We start from the raw sequence: 17,970 nt of genomic DNA on the forward strand, positions 1-17,970 counted from the left end.
CCTGCGTACCATTTTCCCGGCTCTTACCCTTTCGGTGGAAAAATCGCCATGATACCCGGCAGACAAGCGGCCATCGAGGCCGGACGGATGCGTATTGCAGGGAGGTTGCGATGAGCGATGACACGACGCGGGCTTTGCTGGGTGAAGTCAAACGACTGGCAGATGCCATCGAGCGACTGGCAGGTCCTCCGCCCGTGGTCAACGACTGGAGCGCCGCCGACTGTTTTGTCTGGAATGCAGCGCGTCATCACCTCCAGCCTGTGGTTCGGCCCAACCGCGTCGAACTGCAACTGATCCGCGGCGTCGATCATGTGCGCGACATCCTGCATGACAACACCTTGCGCTTCGCCGAGGGTTTTCCGGCCAACAATGTCCTGCTCTGGGGTGCCCGCGGCATGGGCAAGTCATCGCTGGTCAAGGCCGTGCATGCCGATATCCGCAACACGAGCGGTGTTTCGCTGAAACTGGTCGAGGTGCATCGCGAGGATATTTCCAGCCTGCCCGGTCTACTGGATATTCTCAAAGTCGCCGAGCACCGGATCATCGTGTTCTGCGACGACCTGTCGTTCGACCATGACGACACCGCCTACAAGTCGCTGAAAGCGGCTCTCGATGGCGGCATCGAAGGCCGGCCGGACAATGTGCTGTTCTACGCGACCTCGAACCGACGCCACCTGTTGCCGCGCCATATGATGGAAAACGAGCAGTCGACGGCGATCAACCCTTCGGAAGCGGTCGAGGAAAAAGTCTCGTTGTCGGATCGGTTCGGTCTCTGGCTCGGCTTCCACAAATGCAGCCAGGACGACTATCTGACCATGATCGATGGCTATGCCGACTATTTCAAGCTGCCGCTCGAAAGGGAGGCACTGCATCACGAGGCGCTGGAATGGGCGACGACGCGCGGTGGCCGCTCCGGCCGCGTTGCCTGGCAATATATCCAGGATCTCGCCGGGCGGATGCGCATTTCGGTCGACCGTCCGCAGGCCTGAACGCAAAAAGGCCCGGGTTCCCCCGGGCCTTTCTCGCTACCTGGTACGCAAAACCTACTCCAGGAAAGTCATCGGATTGACCGGCGATGCGTTCTTGCGCACTTCGAAATGCAGCATCGGCCGCTTGACGTTGCCGCTCATGCCGGACGTGGCGATCGTCTGGCCGCGCTGAACCTTCTGGCCGCGCTGAACACTCAGGGCATCGGCATGGCCGTAGACGGTGACGGTACCGTCGTCGTGGCGGACGAGGACCGTATTGCCGAGTTCCTTCAGGCCGTTGCCGGCATAGATGACCACGCCATTTTCAGCCGCCTTGACCGGGGTACCCGTGGGGACAGAGATCGAGATGCCGTCGCTGCGCTTGCCATCGACATTGGCGCCGAAGCCGGCAATGACCGCACCGCGGGCGGGCCAGCGATATTTGCCGATGCCAGTTGCTTCCGGTGCTGCCGATTCGGTATCGACGGAGGCGACTTCGCTGACTGACTTGGTCGCGGTCGGCGCCTTGTAGCCTGCCGGTTGGTTTGCGGCAGGGACGGATGCCGTCTTGACCAGGTCGGTCGCCGGGGCCGCCTTGGCAATACCTGTGCCGTTTGCCGGTATCCTCAGTGTCTGGCCGATACGGATATTGGCGGTGGTCAGGCCGTTGGCCTTTTTCAGCTGTTCAACCGGCGTACCTGTCGCCTTGGCAATACGAGCCAGTGAATCGCCCGGCTTCACCACGTAGCTGCCGGGCGCATCGCCCTCGCCCGCACCGGAAAGAGACTTGCCATTGGCGCTGGCGGCAGCCGTCTGCTGCTTTTCACGCGAATTGAGCGAGGTCGGCAGTACGGCAACGTTCTGCTGCTGGTCGGGCAGGATCGGCTTCTTGCCATCGAGCGGAACCGCGGATGAATCCGAGGCTGCACGGGCTGCATTCGCGCCGCCGCCGAAGGTCGGGATGATGACCATCTGACCGCTTGCGGCATCGCTGGACTTCGACAGGCCGTTGACCTTGAGGATTTCCTTCTGCGGCACGCCGTAGCGATCGGAAAGCGTGGCAATGGTTTCGCCCGGTCTCAAGGTGACACGCGCACCATTGGTCGCACTCCAACCGGACGTCTTCGGCGTGGTGCCTGTTGTCGCCGGCTCTGCAAGGCTCCTCGCAGGGGCAGCCAGTGCCACGGTATCGTTGCCATTCTGCGCCGGAGCGCTCGGGAACGGCTGCGCCAGCGCTTCCGCACGGGCGGTGTTGCGTTCGTTTCCGGCAGACGCTGCGGCACCCGTCGGTGCGGCGAGTTCGGTCCGCTGGACGGCGACCGGCGTGCTGGCGGCGCGCGCCGAGGCCGGCTGATAAGTGCTGGCGGCCGGCATGGGCTGCGCCATCGCCTGCTGCTGGTTGTAATTGTAAGTCGGCTGCGATGCGACGGAGCCGCTGCCGATATTCTCGGCGGGCATCGGCGCCTGGCCGTTCATCCTGGCCTGCTGGCGCGGGATCGACGCAGTGGTGATATTGTCCGTAGAAAACAGCGAACTGAAACGGGTCGCATCGGAACTGCACCCTGCCGCGGTACTGGCCAGAAGAATGGCACCGCAGAGACGGGCGAAGGGCAATCCGGCTTTCGGCGATACACTTTTACGCATGACTCGACCCACATATGACGCAACGAACTATGGGTTTTATTAAAGCGCGTTAGTGTTACCGGCCGGTTAACCGCTCGGAATCGTTGTGAACTATTTCGACATTACGCATGTAACCGCTTGATCATCGGCATGCGGGAAAAAGCCTGCAGCCGTGCGAAACCCGCTGCCAGGCAGGCGATGCGGACCTCGGCCGGCGTCCATCGAACGTCAGATATGCAGGGCGATTTTTGGCTGCATCGGCAAGAAGGGCACTTCGAACAGGTCCTCCCGCTCGAAACGGCTGCCGGTCTTGGTCAGCCGAACCATGGTACAGCGCTCTTCGTCGACCATGATCGGCACCAGCAGCATGCCGCCGGATACCAGCTGCTCAGCGAAAAACCGTGGCATGGAAGGATAGGCGGACGTTGCGAAGATGCGGTCGAACGTGCCCTCGCCGGGCAGACCGTTGCTGCCGTCTGCCTGGCGCAGGATGACATTGCGCAAGCCAAGGCTGTCGAGCCGGCGCTGGGCGTTGCCGACAAGTGTGCGATACCGCTCGATCGAGATGACGCGCTCGGCCAGCCGCGCCAGAACGGCGGTGACAAATCCGCTACCGGTGCCGATTTCCAGCACCCTTTGGCCCGGCTTGACCTGCAGAAGCGACAGGAGGCGCACGGCCAGATCGGCCCCTTCCATGAACTGCCCGCATTCGATCGGGATCGACCGGCTGGAATAGGCGTTCTCGGCATAGTCGGGAGAGACAAACAGCGAGCGCGGTGTCTGCTCGACTGCGGTCAGCAGATCGATATTGCTCAAGCCTTCTGCCCGCAGACGCAGGACCAGCGCGGCAAACCCCTCCTTCTCGAGCAAAGCAGACTTCACACGTCGCTCCCGAAACCGAGAGCTGCTGCCACCCGATCCTGAACCGCATAGTCGGTCATATCGAGCTTGAGCGGTGTGACGGAGATCTTCTTTTCGCGCATCGCCTGGAGATCCGTGCCGGCGCGGAAATCACCCTTGCGATCGCCGAACTGCAGCCAGAAATAGGGAACCCCGCGATTGTCATGCCGCTCTTCGACACTGAGGCCGAAATCGAGCTTGCCCTGCCCCGTCACCTCGACACCCTGGACCTCGCTCGGCTTCGCGCACGGAAAGTTCAGGTTGAGAAAAGTGCCCGGCGGCAGGTCGACGGTAGACAGCTTGCGGATCAGGTCCGGCGCATGGGTTTCAGCCACATCCCACGGAACCGGCGTGCGGGCCACGTAGTCATAAACCTGGGAAAGTGCGAAGGAACGCACGCCATGCACGGTGCCCTCGATCGCGCCGGCCACAGTACCCGAATAGGTCACGTCATCGGCAATATTGCCGCCGGCATTGACGCCGGACAGGACCAGATCCGGCTTGCGATCGAGCACCTTGCGGATCGCCATGATGACGCAATCGGTTGGCGTGCCGCGCAGCGCGAAACGCTTTTCGCCGGTTTCGCGCAGGCGCAAAGGCTCCGACAGGGTCAGCGAATGGGCAAGCCCGCTCTGGTCGGTCTCCGGCGCGACGATCCAGACGTCGTCGGACAGCGTGCGGGCGATCCGCTCGAGAACCGCCAGGCCTTCGGCATGGATCCCGTCGTCATTGGTCAGCAGAATGCGCATCGCCCGGTCCCTCTTGCGGCTCAGTTGGCCTTTTCGATTTTCGTCAGACCGCCCATGTAGGGCAGCAGGACGTCGGGAACAGTGATCGAGCCATCTTCATTGAGATAGTTTTCCATGACCGCGATCAGGCAGCGGCCGACCGCCGTGCCCGAGCCGTTCAGCGTGTGCACGAAAGTCGTGCCCTTGCCGTCCTTGCCGCGATAGCGCGCATTCATGCGCCGCGCCTGGAAATCGCCGCAGACCGAGCAGGACGAGATCTCGCGGTAGGTGTTCTGGCCAGGCAGCCAGACTTCAAGGTCATAAGTCTTGCGCGAGCCGAAACCCATGTCGCCGGTGCACAGCGTCAACGTGCGGAAATGCAGGCCGAGGCGCTTCAAGACTTCTTCGGCGCAGGCCGTCATGCGCTCGTGCTCGGCAATCGAGCTTTCGGCATCGGTGATCGAGACGAGTTCACACTTCCAGAACTGGTGCTGGCGCAGCATGCCGCGGGTATCGCGACCGGCCGAGCCTGCTTCCGAGCGGAAAGACGGCGTGAGTGCCGTGAAACGCAGCGGCAGCTTTTCCTGATCGAGAATCTCACCGGCGACGAGGTTGGTCAGCGTCACTTCGGCGGTCGGGATCAGGTAGCGACCATCGGTGGTCTTGAACAGATCTTCCTCGAACTTCGGCAGATTGCCGGTGCCGTAGAGCGTTTCGGCCCGCACCATCAGCGGCGACGACACTTCCGTATAGCCGTGTTCGCTGGTGTGCAGGTCGATCATGAACTGGCCAAGGGCCCGTTCGAGCCTGGCCAGCGGCCCGGTGAGCACGGTGAAACGCGAACCCGACAGCTTGGTGGCGCGTTCGAAATCCATGTAGCCGAGCGCTTCGCCGATCTCGTAATGTTCCTTGGCCGGATGGTTCCAGCCCGGCTTCTGGCCGGTCATGCGGGTGACGACGTTGTCGTTTTCGTCGCGGCCGACCGGCACGTCGTCGTGCGGAATGTTGGGGATGCGCGACAGGGCATCCGAAAGCTCGGCGTTCAACCGGCGCTCGTCCTCTTCGGCTGCCGGCATCGTGTCCTTCAGGTGGGCCACTTCGGCCTTCAGCCTGTCGGCCAGCACCATGTCCTTCTGGGCCATGGCAGCACCGATCTCCTTGGAGGCGGCATTGCGGCGCGACTGCATGTCCTGCAGCGCCTGAACGACGGAGCGGCGCTTTTCATCCAAAGCGATCAGGCCGGCGGACAGCGGTTCTGCGCCGCGCTTGGCCAGCGCAGCATCGAGAGCCTCGGGATTGTCACGGATCCACTTGATATCGAGCATTGTCGTTCCAGGTCTTGATTTGGACCGGGATCGGATCTGGCCGGCGGCCTCGTCCGGCCCCATGTCGGCATGGGTTAAACCGGCGGCGGGAATGGCGGAGAACGCCTATTCCGTCTCGTTCAAGGCAGCCTCGACAGCGGTAGTCTTGGCCCGATTGCGCTCGACGATTCGCGCCGCATAGATGGAAATCTCGTAGAGAAGGATCGTTGGCAGCGCAAGACCGATCTGGGAGACCGGGTCCGGCGGCGTAAGGACCGCGGCCACAACAAAGGCGATGACGATGAAGTACTTGCGCTTGTCTGCCAGCCACTGGCTTTCGATGATGCCGACACGGGCGAGCAAGGTGGTGATCACCGGCAGCTGGAAAACCAGGCCGAAGGAAAACACCAATGTCATGATCAAGCTCAGATATTCGGACACCTTGGGCATCAGCGAAATCGCCACCTCGCCCTCACCCGGTGCCTGCTGCATGGCGAGGAAAAACCACATCACCATCGGCGTGAAGAAGAAATAGACCAGCGAGGCGCCCAGCAGGAACAACACGGGAGAGGCAACGAGGAATGGCAGGAAGGCCTGGCGCTCGTTCTTGTAGAGACCCGGTGCGACAAACTTGTAGACCTGCGAGGCGATCACCGGGAAGGCAATGACCATGGCACCGAAGGCAGCGACCTTGACCTGGGTGAAGAAGAACTCCTGCGGCGCCGTGTAGATCAGTTCCGCCTTGGACAGATCGAGGCCAGCCCAGAGAACAGCCCATTTGTAGGGAATGACCAGCAGGTTGAAGAGCTGCTTGGCGAAGAAGAAGCAGACGATGAAGGCGAGGAAAAACGCGCCGATCGCCCAGATGAGCCGGGACCGCAACTCGATCAGGTGTTCGATCAATGGCTGCGGCTTGTCTTCGGTTTCGCCGCTCATGCACGGTCCTCACTCTTGGTCTTGCGTGGCTTGCGCGGCGCAGCAGGCGCTGCAACCGTTCCGGCTTGCGTAACGACAGCGACGGGCTCTGCCGTCTTTGGTTCGGCGATCTCGGGTGAGAGCGCCTTGGTTGCCGCCTTCGACGCAACCTTGGGGGTCGCCGTCGCGGCGGATGGCGAAGCAGCCGTTGCAGTGCGCTTTACCTTAGGGGACTTGGCGACTGTTACGGAAGCCTCGGTCACGTCGGTCGTTGCCGGCGCTTTCTTCCGGCTCGCCGTCTTCTTCACCGGCTGGTCGAGGCCGGCCGGAGATGATGTAGCCGGCGCGGTGGCGGTGGCGGCAACCGGCGGCGTCGAAACGAGGTCGGCAGGCGGCGCCGTCGGCGCGACCAGATCGGGCAGGATCGAATGTTCGGCAACGGGCGTGCCGGCCACATCACTTGCGGTCGCAGGTTTCTGCGAGACGGCGGCGGGTGCATCGACGCGGCTCGCCTTCTGCAGGTCGGATTTGATCTCCTGGCCCATCTGGCGCAGCGGATTGATCGCATCGCGCAACGAATTGGTCGGATTGAGCGACCGGATATCATTGACCGATTGCTTCAAATCGTCGAGTTCAGCCTCGCGCAGAGCTTCGTCGAACTGCGAGCGAAATTCGCCCGCCGTCTTGCGAAGACGCTTGGTCATCTTGCCAAATGCGCGGATCATCGGCGGCAGGTCCTTGGGACCAACCACGACAATCAGGATCACCGCGATGACGAGCAACTCGGTCCAGCCAATATCCAGCATTCAACGGCTCCTGATGCCATAGTCCGGCGGCGCGACGATATAGCGCCATTCAATCCCGCATCCATGCGTTAGCGCAGTCCCGGCGGCATGGGCCGCCGGATCCGGACACGGGGTAAGGGTTGTTACTTGGTCTCGTCGGCCTTGTGGTCGACAGTCTTCGCGGTGGTTGCACCTGGCGTGGTCGAGGATGCCGTATCCTGCTCGTCCTCGTCGCTGATGCCCTTCTTGAAGCTCTTGATGCCCTTGGCAACGTCACCCATGAGTTCCGGAATCTTGCCACGACCGAACAGCAGAAGGACAATCGCCAGGACGATGATCCAGTGCCACAAGCTGAAAGAACCCATTACCTGCCACTCCTTAGATTTGCGTTTCCCCGATGTAGGGGTTTTCCGTCGACTTTTCAAACACCAAAATGTCTCGGGGATCGACTGCGATACTCACATCCCTGATAGCTGGGGATAACAGATCGGCGCGGATGCGGGCGCGCACGGGACGCTCGGTGCCCGGTATGGCAAGGTCGAGAAGTTCGACCACGCCGAGGAAGCGGCGGGCGAGGATGCGGGCCGGGATCGAGCCGCCTGTTTCACGCACCGAAAGACCGGAAAGCCTGACGGCGATCGAAACCTCGCTGCCCTCCCCGAACCCGGCGGCAGAAGCAGCACCCAGCGGCGTCTCCACCCTGCCGCCCGCAACCGTTCCGGAGAACTCGTTGATTTCCGAAAAGAATGCCGCGGCAAACAGATCGCGCGGTCGCCGATAGAGATCGTCGGACGTGCCGACCTGCACAAGTTGGCCGTCGCGCAGAAGCGCGATCCGGTCGGCCATGCGCATGGCTTCCTCGGCATCATGGGTGACGACGACGGCGGTTGCCCGACTTTCGCGCAGGATATCCAGCGTGTCGGCCCGAATTGTGTCCTTCAGCCGCGAATCGAGACCGGAAAAAGGCTCGTCCATCAGCAGCACGCTCGGACGCGGGGCCAGCGCCCGGGCCAGTGCCACACGCTGCTGCTCGCCGCCCGACAGCGCATGCGGATACTTGTCGGCATAATGCGACAGCCCTACCCGCTCCAGCGCGAGCATCGCCTCGGACACCGCGTTCTTCGATGGCATCGCCGTCAGACCGAAGCGGACATTGTCCAGCACGCTCATATGGGGAAACAGGGCAAAATCCTGAAACATCAGCCCGATGCCGCGCTTTTCCGGTGGCAGGAAGCCGGACGGACCGGCCACTTCGCTGTCGTTGATCAACAGCCGGCCGCTGGTCTGCACCTCGATACCGGCGGCAATGCGCAGCAGCGTCGTCTTGCCTGATCCGGAGGGTCCGAGCAGACACAGAACCTCACCCGGCTCCGCCGTCAGCGTGACGCCGCGGATCGTGTCCTTGCCGTGATAGCGGTGGCGGATATCCTCAAAGGTCAGGCGCGCGGCAAAGGTCACGCCGGCCGTGCGCTGTCCGTCTCCATGCTGGCTTCTCGCTGGGTTCATTCCGTCGTCCGCGCGGCCTCTTGCCCGCAGGATGCACCGCCGGGACTGAGTTCCCACCGGGCATCCGGGGGAACTGCCGGTTACCATTCAAAAGCTGACCCTATTCCTCTGCTTCACCGCCCGGAGTCAAGAGGCCGAGTTCCTCGAGATCGAGCTGCGTGATCGGATCCTCGTCTTCTGTCAGGTCATCGCTGCCGAAGGGGAGCGGAATATTGAAATTCGACGGAATGCGCCCGGACAGCAGTCCAGCGCCCTTGAGTTCCTCGAGACCCGGCAGATCGCGCAGTTCCTCCAGACCGAAATGATCGAGAAAATCGCGCGTCGTGCCCAGTGTCACCGGGCGCCCCGGCGAGCGGCGGCGACCGCGAAACCGTACCCAGCCCGCCTCCATCAGCACGTCCAGCGTGCCCCTGGATGTCTGGACGCCACGGATATCCTCGATTTCCGCCCGCGTCACCGGTTGGTGATAGGCGATGATCGACAGCACTTCCAATGCCGCTCGCGACAATTTCTTGACCTCTGTCTCTTCGTTGCGAATGGCAAAAGAGAGGTCGGCTGCCGTGCGGAAAGCCCAATAGTCGTCGACCTGAACCAGGTTGACGCCGCGACTGGCATAGTCGTCCTTCAGACGATGGAGGATCTTGCCTGCGTCGATATCGCGCGGCAGGCGTTCTGCGACGAAATGGGTCGACACCGGTTCGGCAGAGGCAAACACCAATGCCTCGGCAATGCGCAGTGCCTCGCGCTCGTCGAAAGCCCGCTGCGGATCGGCCAGCGTCTCGCCGGTCTCCAAATCCTGGTCATCGATGAAGTCGCTCTGGTCACTGCCGGTCATACACGCCTCATTCCACCGATTTCAGGGCTTGGGCCTTGGGTCCGCTGCGCATGAAGATCGGCTGGAATGCGCCTTCCTGGCGGATCTCCAGCCGTCCCTCGCGAACCAGTTCCAGCGAGGCGGCAAACGAGCTGGCAATTGCCGTCACGCGCTCGTCCTCGCTTGGCAAATAGCGCAGGAGATAGTGTTCCAGCGCGGTCCAGTCGTCGATCTCGCCGATCATGCGGGTCAGCATGCCGCGCGCATCGACGAGCGACCACACCTTGCGGCGCTCGATCGTCACCTGCGTCACCGCCTGACGCTGGCGCAGGGATGCGTAGGCGGTCAGCAGATCATACAGCGTCGCCTCATAGGCGCTCTCTGTCCGACGCGGCACATGTTCCGGTGCGCCGCGGGCGAACACATCTCGCCCCAGCCGATTGCGGTTGATCAGGCGCGTGGCTGCATCGCGCATCGCCTCCAGCCGCTTCAGCCGGAAGGCCAGCGTCGCGGCCATCTCTTCGCCCGATGGTCCGTCGTCCTTGGCCTGTTGCGGGATCAGCAGCCGCGACTTCAGATAGGCAAGCCACGCCGCCATAACCAGGTAGTCGGCCGCCAGTTCAAGCCGGATGCGCCGCGCGCTTTCGACGAATTGCAGATACTGTTCGGCCAGCGCCAGCACGGAAATCCGCGACAGGTCGACCTTCTGGTTGCGCGCAAGGAACAGCAGCAGGTCGAGCGGCCCTTCAAAGCCGGCGACATCGATCAGCAGGGCGGGATCGGTGACGGCACGGTCCTCGGCATTGTCCTGCCACAGACTGTCCATCGGCATCGGTGCCGGGGTCTCGGCATTCGACGGACGGTGAATGATCGTCGGCTGAACCGGGCCGCGCACCATCAGGCAAGGGCCAGAAGCGAAGCGAACTCGTCGCGCAAGGCCTGCTCGTCGCTGTCATCCGGCAGCCCGAATGCCGCCTCGACCGCGTCGGCCCGCCGCCTTGCGGCGCCCGACAGTTCGGATGCAGCGGCAGCAACCGCCTGCATTTCGTCCATATGACCATGGCAATGCAGGATGACGTCGAGCACGCCGGCAATGCGCTCGGCCCGCTCGCCGATCGTGCCCTTCAGGGCGTTCATCGAGATATCGTCCGACATCAGCAGCCCTTCAAAACCGATAGACCCGCGAATGATCTCGTCGGTGACGATCCGCGACGTCGATGCCGGATGCTCCGGATCGATATCGGAATATACCACATGGCAGCTCATGGCCATCAGCTCGTTGCGCAGGGCCCTGAACGGCAGGAAATCATGCGCTTCGAGATCAGCGCGTGGCACGGTGACGACCGGCAAGTGATGATGGCTGTCGGCCATGCCGCGTCCGTGGCCCGGGATATGTTTCATCACCGGCAGCACGCCGCCGGCCTTCAGGCCATCGGCCGCCGCCTGCCCGATGGCGGCAACGATCTGCGGGTCGGTTGCATAGGCGCGGTCGCCGATCACATTACTGGCACCCTCGACCGGCACATCAAGAACCGGCAGGCAATCGACATTGATGCCGAGACGGAAAAGGTCGAAGGCATGAAGACGCGACAGCAGCCAGGCGGCCCGAAGACCCTTTTCCACATCGGCGCGATACAATTCACCGATCATTGCGCCGGACGGGTAACGCGGCGCGATCGGGTCACGAATGCGCTGCACGCGTCCCCCCTCCTGGTCGATCAGCACCGGCGCGTTGCGCCCGCCGACCGTCTCGCGCATCTCGGCAACGAGGTCCTTGATCTGCGCTGCCTCGCCGATATTGCGGCCGAACAGGATGAAGCCCCACGGCTGTTCGTCTCGGTAGAACGCCTTTTCATCTGCCGTCAGGCTTTGGCCGAGGCAGCCGAGGATCATCGATTTGGAAGAGGCGTTTGTCTGGGTCATGGCCTGAATCATAATTCCGGAGGGACGAAAGCCGAAGCGGAGGATCTTGCGAGGACTGGCCTCATACACAGAAAAAGAGGCGGAACCGTCGGTCCCGCCCCCTGAATCATGCAATCTGAGATGCAAGGGTCATTTCGAGACCAGGCAACTGCCGCCGGCTGCACGATATTTTTCGCACAGCGCCACGGCTTCGGCCTTGCTGCCGGCACCGACGCGGACGCGGTAGAACGTGCCCTTGCCTGGAATATCGGCTTTGCGAATCTCGAACGGCTGACCGCCGAGCACGCTGGCAAACTTACCGGACAGGTTTCGATAGCTCTTCTGCGCATCGGCCTCAGACGGCAGCGAGGCAATCTGGATGGCATAGCTGCCGGACGCGGCAGAAGCCGCCGGTGCTGTCGCTGCCGGTGTCGCGGGTGCGACAGCAGCCGTTTCGGTCGGGGCAGTCGGTGCCTGGGTCGCAGCCGGTGCCGGTGCTGGTGTCGGTGTCGGGCGCACATTGCCCTGATCCGTGACCGTGCTGACGACATTGACCGGCTGCTGGGCCGGGCGGCTTGTCGGAATGGGGGCCTTCGGATCCGGCGTACCGGTCATTTCCGCAGCCGGTGCCTCGACAGGAGCAACAGCCGCTGTCTCGACAGGGGCGGACGCAGCCGGCGTTGCGACCGGCGGAACGACACTGGTCTCGATCGGCTTGACCACATCCGTCGTGTTGGTGGACGCAAGGCTCGGCGCCGCCAGAACCGGTGTCGCGGTCTGCTGGCCAGCCTGCGATGCGGCAGCGGTCTGCGTTTGGGTCGCGACTTCCGGAACGTCCTGGGCAACCAGGGTGCCATCCGGCCGAACGATCATCGTACGCACCTTGCGCGGCGTAATCGTGCCCGGATCTTCGGCGGCGGCAGTGGCCGCTTCCTGTGGCTGGCCATCCGGCAGCAGACGCGGATCTTCCGTATCGCCAACCGGCGTCGCAATCACGCCATCCTGGCTCTCACCTTCCATCGGCAGGTTTTCAGGAATGAGGGTCCGCTGAACCACGTCCATCGGCTCTTCTTCAGACGAAATCAGGCTGGTCTGCTTGGGATCTTCCACACCATTGCCGGCAACGCGGTCATAGACTGCCTTGTCCTGGTTCGGCACGGATTTGCCACCCGGATTTTCCGGCACGATCTTCACCGGATCCTTGTCGGCTGCGATTACCTGCGGCTCGCCGCTCGTCAATGTGCCGACCGAGCCGGTGCCGAGCCATGCATAGAGACCACCAGCACCGAGCAGCAGGACCACAGCGGCAGTTCCCGCCATGAGATAAGGCTTGATCCGGCGGAAGCCCTTGGCCTCACCGGCGATGGTGATGTGACCGCGCGTTTCGCGTTCAAAGGTCTGGGTCGAATTCAGCGACGTGCGGAAGTCTTCCTCGAGCGCGCGCTCGAACGCCTCGAACTCATCCAGCGGAGGCTGGGCCGCGGCGGGCTTGACCGGGGTTTCAACGGCAACGCGACCGACGTTGGGCAGCGGCGTCGCGGGCGGCGGGTTCGCCGCCGGTTCGTCGAACAGCGTGGCCAGTTCGGAATCGATATCGAAATCGTAGTCGGCCTGAGGTGCTGCCTGCGGACGCGCTTCAGCAACCGGCACTTCCGGCACGTCCATGCCGGAGAAGCTTTCGATCTGCTCGTCCTGCTCGGCAATCTCGGCTGGATCAAAACCAAGGCTGTCCTCGTAGTCCGGCACGGCGCGGGCCGCCGGTTCAGATTGCACAGGCTCGGACCGGACAGACGCCGAGATGGTCGGCTGCGGCTGGTATTGCGGCTGCGGCGGAGCCGCCGGCGCAAAGCTCACATTCGTCTGCGGCACGCTCTGCACCACGGGCTGTGTCACGGTGACCACGGGCGCTGCCGGCTCGATCCGCGCCGCACTGACACTGCCTGAAGTGACGTTGCCTGGACTGGCGTTGCCTGAACTGACGTTGACAGCCGACACGAAAGCCTGGGCGGACGCGATAGGTGCAACATAGGGCGCAGCGACAGGGCGCGCGGCCACCGGCTCGATCTCGGAAAGATCAAGGTCGAGTTCGTCCAATTGCAGGTCGAAATCATGGTCTGCGAAGGGGTCGAACTCCTCGTCGGCAGCCAGCGGCGGACGCTGCGATGCTTCAGAAGATGCAGCCGGCGAAATTTCTGCCGCTGCCATTGCTGCCGGTGTCATTGCTGCCGGTGTCATTGCGACTGGCGCAACCGGTTCGATCTTGTCGACCGGACCGCGAATCATATCGTCGGAAAAACTGAAGCCGAAATCCGGTTCACGGTGACCGTCGTTGCGGGTGGCGGCTCCGGAAACCGGCTCGACGTCATCCGAATGTTCGGAGAAATCGAAGGCGAAATCGCCGAGTTCAGGCACGACGACGTCTTCGGCCTTTACGGCAGGCTCGACTGCCACGGATGACCAATCGAAAGCCGGCTTGTCAAAGGAGACCTGCACGGTCGCTTGCCGCGACGACGTGGGATCGACCACATCCGGGTAGACAACGGGGGATACAGGAACCGAAACGGCCTGCGGAGGCGCGGCGGGCTGCACGACTTGTTGCAAGACCGGCTCCACGCGTGGCGCCGGCGCAAAATTGGCCAACGGGAGACGCAGGCGCGGCACTTCCTCGAAACGCTGCGGCGCGCGCGATACCTCGACTTCGGCGACGGCCATTTCAAGCTCGTCAGCAAGATCCAACGAGAAGGACGGATCTTCGCGGGAGTCCTGCACGGTCGCGGCGAAAGACGCCTCCGGCTCGACATCAAAGGAGGCATCCGCGAACGCGTCGTCCTGATGAAAATCCGGCTCGGCGCGCGGCGCCTCATATGCCTGCGGCGCCTCGTATGGCTGCGATTCCGGCACGTATGATTGCGGTTCTGGCTCGTATGACTGCGGTTCTGGCTCGTAGCGTGGTGCAACGGGTTCCGGCGCCCGGAACGACCATTCATCCTCAGCCTGAGGCGAAGCCGGAGCTTCATAGACCGAGAATTCACGCAAGAGTTCGTCTTCGAGATTGAAATCAGCCTCCGGCGATACCGGCACCTGCGGCAGCGACAAAACCGGCTCCCGCTTCAAGGGCTGGTCAAAACCGACAATGCGGGCAAGCTCCGCCAACGGATCATCATCCGCGAAGCTATCGCCCTGCGATCGTATGCTGTTTGCGGCCTGCTTCTGTACCATTACCTAATTCCACTCATTCACGCGACAATACGCTTGCCAGTGCAATGCGGGGAAATGGTGACGATACTATCGCATTTCTAGCGGAGCTTCGGTGCCAGTAATGGCAAGTCCCGACTTCAACACGGAGGCGACAGCATGCACCAGCCCAAGCCTGGCGATGGTTAATTCTCTATGTTTATCGTTAACAAAGCGTAATTCCGGAGAATCCTTGCCCTTGTTCCAATGAGCGTGGAAGGAGCTTGCCAGATCATATAGGTAAAATGCAAGCCGATGCGGCTCCTGCGACTGTGCCGCAGCCTCCACAATTCTCGGGTATTCGGCCATTTTTCCAATCAATTGCAGCTCGGTCGGATCGGCGATCCGGCCAGCGACTGCGGCAGACAGGTCGAGGCCGGCAATATCGAGATCCGGGAAGGCTTCCTTCGCCTGGCGGAAGACAGACATGCAGCGGGCATGCGCGTATTGCACGTAGAAGACCGGATTGTCCTTCGACTGTTCGGTGACCTTGGCAAAGTCGAAATCGAGCGGCTCGGAGCTCTTTCTGTAGAGCATCATGAAACGCACCGAATCGCGACCGACTTCCTCGACCACTTCGCGCAGCGTGACAAAGTCGCCCGAACGCTTGGACATCTTCACCGGCTCGCCATCGCGGAACAGCTTGACCAGCTGGCAGAGCAGCACGGTAAGCTTGCTCTTGCCTTCGGAGACGGCACGGTTGACCGCCTCAAGCCGCTTGACATAGCCGCCGTGGTCGGCGCCGAGCACATAGATCATCTCGGAAAAACCGCGGTCGAACTTGTCCTTCAAGTAGGCGACGTCAGCCGCAAAATAGGTATAGGACCCGTCCGACTTGACCAGCGGGCGGTCGATATCGTCGCCCACTTCGGTCGAGCGGAACAGCGTCTGCTCGCGATCCTCCCAGTCTTCCGGCAACTGCCCCTTCGGCGGAGGCAGAGAGCCGCGATAGACATGGCCCTTGAAAGTCAGGTCATTGATTGCCGTGCGAATGCGGGCCGCGCCATTGGCATGCAGCGAGCGCTCGGAGAAAAAGACGTCGTGATGGACGTTGAGTTGGGCCAGATCGGCGCGGATCATCACCATCATCGCATCGATGGCGCGTTCCTTGACGATCGCCATCCAGTCCTCTTCCGGCATCTGGTGCAGCTTGACGCCAAACTCCTCGGCCAGCGCCTGACCGACGGGCACGAGATAGTCGCCCGGATAGAGGCCGGCCGGGATTTCGCCGATATTTTCACCCAGCGCTTCGCGGTAGCGCAGGAACACCGAACGGGCGAGCACATCGATCTGTGCGCCGGCATCGTTGATGTAATATTCCTTGGTCACGTCATAGCCGGCAAAGGCGAGCAGATTGGCCAGCGCGTCGCCGACCACGGCGCCACGGCAATGGCCGACATGCATCGGGCCGGTCGGATTGGCCGACACATATTCGACATTGACCTTGTGGCCCTGACCGAGCGCCGAACGGCCAAAATCCGTTCCTTCGCTGATGATGGTCGCCAGAAGGCGCTGCCAATACTCGGTCGACAGGCGGATGTTGATGAAGCCCGGACCGGCGACGCCAACTTCGGCGATATCCGGATCCTGCTTCAGCTTCTCGCCGATGATGTCGGCCAGCGCGCGCGGATTGGTGCCAAGCCCCTTGGCGAGTACCATGGCGGCATTGGTCGCGGCATCGCCATGGCTCGGATCGCGCGGCGGCTCGACAACGATGCGGCTGAAATCGAGGCTTTCGCGCTTGTCGCGAATGCTGTCGATCTGCTCCAGCGCGGCCTTAATTCTGGTTTCGAAATCGGCGAATAGGTTCATGACTTCTACCTGCGCACAAGCCGATTGCGGCTGTGTCTCTCAATGAAATTTGAGCGCTGCCTATCGCAATTCGGGAGTCCGGTCAAACAGCTCCCGGTGAACGCGCACAGCATAGGTGTCGGTCATGCCGGCCAGGTAGTCGCCGACATGGCGGGCCTTGGCGCCGTCGTTGAGGCCGGAAATGTGGTTGACCCAGAAGTGGCTCTTCATCAGCGTCGGATCGGCCATATAGGCGTTGAACAGATCGGTCACGATCTCGGCTGCGGCAGCGCGAATGCGCATGATGTCCGGATGACGGTAGATGCGGCTGAACAGCAGCTTCTTGATCTGCTTGTCAGTCTCGGCCATGGCGTCGGAGAAGGTGGCGATGGTCATCGACGCGGCCCGCACATCCTCGACACTTTGCGGCTGAACCTTGTTCAACCGATCCTGCGCGACGCCGATCACGTCCTCGACCATGCGGGTAATCTGGCGCCGCATGATTTCGTGGGTAAAGCGGTCATCGTCGAGATGCGGATAGCGATCGCGCACCTCCTTCATCAGACCGGCAAGGAAGGGCACTTCCTCCAGCATGGCGAAGGTCAGGTAGCCGGAACGCAGTCCGTCGTCGATATCATGGGTATTGTAGGCGATGTCATCGGCGATCGCCGATACCTGCGCCTCAAGACCGGCATAACTTGCCAGTTCCAGATCATGGATCTCGCAGTAGTCGAGGATCGGTTGCGGAACCGGTCCACGCGTGCCCTCGCCGCTCTTGGTCAACAAAGGGCCATTGTGCTTGACCAGGCCTTCCAGCGCCTCCCATGTCAGGTTCAACCCGTCGAAATCGGCGTAGCGACGCTCCAGCTTGGTGACGATGCGCAGCGACTGCGCATTGTGGTCGAAGCCGCCATAAGGTTTCAGCACCTCATGCAGGGCATCCTCACCGGTATGGCCGAACGGCGTATGGCCAAAATCGTGGACAAGCGCCACGCCTTCGGCGAGGTCTTCGTCGAGCTTGAGCGCACGCGCCAGTGCCCGACCGATCTGCGCCACCTCGATCGTATGGGTCAGCCGGGTGCGGTAGTGATCGCCATCGGGTCCGATGAAGACCTGGGTCTTGTGCTTCAGCCGGCGAAACGCGGTCGTGTGCACGATGCGGTCGCGGTCGCGCTGGAAATCCGAACGCGTCAGGCTGCCGTCTTCGGCAAACAGCCGTCCACGGCTTTTCCACGGATTGGTGGCATAAACCGCCCTGTCGCCAGACCCGAAACCCAGTGCAGATTTGTCAATCGTCATTCGCCTGCTGTCCGCTCCCCATTGACGCGCTACCTCAGCCTTCATACCTATAGCGGACGAAGCCGCAAGGCTGTTGGCCTTGATCAAGGTCTATCATGCAGGTCTAGCCGATGCGAAGCTTGCGGCATTTCGTGACATTTCGCGACAAGGGGCTATCCTTGCCGATAATTCCGGTTTTCCACGGGCCTTGAACCCGTCAGG

General features: G+C 62.2%; 15 protein-coding genes. 1 reads left to right on the top strand and 14 read right to left on the bottom strand.

Annotated features, from left to right (window positions below):
- Window positions 1-110 precede the first annotated feature (110 nt).
- Complete coding sequence (locus tag GVK95_RS15865) at window positions 111-989, top strand: ATP-binding protein (protein ID WP_159951331.1); 879 nt, start codon at window positions 111-113, stop codon at window positions 987-989.
- Between the two features lie 54 nt (window positions 990-1,043).
- Here the strand turns inward: GVK95_RS15865 and GVK95_RS15870 are convergent, their stop codons facing one another.
- The 14 genes from GVK95_RS15870 to GVK95_RS15935 all read right to left on the bottom strand — a co-directional run bounded on the left by GVK95_RS15870 (window position 1,044) and on the right by GVK95_RS15935 (window position 17,769).
- Window positions 1,044-2,612 (bottom strand): LysM peptidoglycan-binding domain-containing M23 family metallopeptidase, encoded by a 1,569-nt coding sequence (locus GVK95_RS15870; RefSeq protein WP_159951333.1) that lies wholly within the window; start codon window positions 2,610-2,612, stop codon window positions 1,044-1,046.
- Window positions 2,613-2,819: 207 nt separating this feature from the next.
- Window positions 2,820-3,473, bottom strand: a complete 654-nt coding sequence (locus GVK95_RS15875) for a protein-L-isoaspartate(D-aspartate) O-methyltransferase (RefSeq protein ID WP_159951335.1) — start codon at window positions 3,471-3,473, stop codon at window positions 2,820-2,822.
- A complete protein-coding gene (gene surE / locus GVK95_RS15880) occupies window positions 3,470-4,240 on the bottom strand; it encodes a 5'/3'-nucleotidase SurE (protein ID WP_159951337.1) in 771 nt (256 codons plus the stop codon). Before surE ends, GVK95_RS15875 begins: the two co-directional genes overlap by 4 nt.
- Window positions 4,241-4,260: 20 nt before the next feature.
- Entirely contained in the window at window positions 4,261-5,544 is a 1,284-nt protein-coding gene (gene serS, locus GVK95_RS15885) for a serine--tRNA ligase (RefSeq protein ID WP_159951339.1), read from the bottom strand.
- 105 nt (window positions 5,545-5,649) lie between these two features.
- Window positions 5,650-6,459 carry a twin-arginine translocase subunit TatC gene (tatC, locus tag GVK95_RS15890; protein WP_159951341.1) on the bottom strand — a complete coding sequence of 270 codons (810 nt, stop codon included), beginning with the start codon at window positions 6,457-6,459 and terminating at the stop codon, window positions 5,650-5,652.
- Entirely contained in the window at window positions 6,456-7,244 is a 789-nt protein-coding gene (gene tatB / locus GVK95_RS15895) for a Sec-independent protein translocase protein TatB (protein WP_159951343.1), read from the bottom strand. Before tatB ends, tatC begins: the two co-directional genes overlap by 4 nt.
- Before the next feature lie 122 nt (window positions 7,245-7,366).
- Complete coding sequence (locus tag GVK95_RS15900; RefSeq protein ID WP_159951345.1) at window positions 7,367-7,588, bottom strand: twin-arginine translocase TatA/TatE family subunit; 222 nt, start codon at window positions 7,586-7,588, stop codon at window positions 7,367-7,369.
- A gap of 13 nt (window positions 7,589-7,601) precedes the next feature.
- On the bottom strand, window positions 7,602-8,729 hold the full coding sequence (locus GVK95_RS15905) for an ABC transporter ATP-binding protein (protein ID WP_159951347.1): 1,128 nt from the start codon (window positions 8,727-8,729) through the stop codon (window positions 7,602-7,604).
- A 100-nt stretch (window positions 8,730-8,829) separates the two neighbouring features.
- Window positions 8,830-9,564 carry an SMC-Scp complex subunit ScpB gene (scpB, locus tag GVK95_RS15910; RefSeq protein ID WP_159951349.1) on the bottom strand — a complete coding sequence of 245 codons (735 nt, stop codon included), beginning with the start codon at window positions 9,562-9,564 and terminating at the stop codon, window positions 8,830-8,832.
- A 7-nt stretch (window positions 9,565-9,571) separates the two neighbouring features.
- Window positions 9,572-10,369: a ScpA family protein gene (locus tag GVK95_RS15915; protein WP_159951578.1), complete on the bottom strand. Its 798-nt coding sequence runs from the start codon at window positions 10,367-10,369 to the stop codon at window positions 9,572-9,574.
- Between the two features lie 71 nt (window positions 10,370-10,440).
- Window positions 10,441-11,466 (bottom strand): beta-N-acetylhexosaminidase, encoded by a 1,026-nt coding sequence (gene nagZ / locus GVK95_RS15920; RefSeq protein ID WP_159951352.1) that lies wholly within the window; start codon window positions 11,464-11,466, stop codon window positions 10,441-10,443.
- A 129-nt stretch (window positions 11,467-11,595) separates the two neighbouring features.
- Window positions 11,596-14,664 (bottom strand): SPOR domain-containing protein, encoded by a 3,069-nt coding sequence (locus tag GVK95_RS15925; RefSeq protein ID WP_159951354.1) that lies wholly within the window; start codon window positions 14,662-14,664, stop codon window positions 11,596-11,598.
- Window positions 14,665-14,730: 66 nt separating this feature from the next.
- Window positions 14,731-16,491, bottom strand: coding sequence for an arginine--tRNA ligase (argS, locus tag GVK95_RS15930; protein WP_159951356.1), 1,761 nt, complete (start codon window positions 16,489-16,491; stop codon window positions 14,731-14,733).
- Window positions 16,492-16,551: 60 nt separating this feature from the next.
- Window positions 16,552-17,769, bottom strand: a complete 1,218-nt coding sequence (locus GVK95_RS15935) for a deoxyguanosinetriphosphate triphosphohydrolase (protein ID WP_159951358.1) — start codon at window positions 17,767-17,769, stop codon at window positions 16,552-16,554.
- Window positions 17,770-17,970: the final 201 nt, after the last annotated feature.

This window comes from Rhizobium sp. 18065 (assembly GCF_902706095.1).
GTDB lineage: Bacteria > Pseudomonadota > Alphaproteobacteria > Rhizobiales > Rhizobiaceae > Allorhizobium.